At 37.7% G+C, this 252-nt stretch carries 1 pseudogene; it reads left to right on the plus strand.

Annotated elements, in window-relative coordinates:
* Positions 1-252, plus strand: a pseudogene (locus tag SB775_RS31915) (DNA integrity scanning diadenylate cyclase DisA); the annotation flags it as partial.

The raw sequence follows: 252 nt of genomic DNA on the forward strand, positions 1-252 counted from the left end.
GGCAGAGCGTGTAGCAAAGCAGACGGCTAGCCTTGTTGTGGCTATTTCACAAAGACGTAACGTAATTACACTATATCAAGGGAACTTACGTTATACACTAAAAGATATAGGTGTAATTTTAACAAAGGCAAACCAAGCTATTCAAACGTTAGAAAAATATAAAGCTGTATGGAATGATGGGATTACGAATTTGGGCATTCTAGAATTTGAAGAGGTCGTTACAATGTCCGAAGTAGTCCACGTTTTACATAG

This window comes from Peribacillus sp. SIMBA_075 (assembly GCF_046534585.1).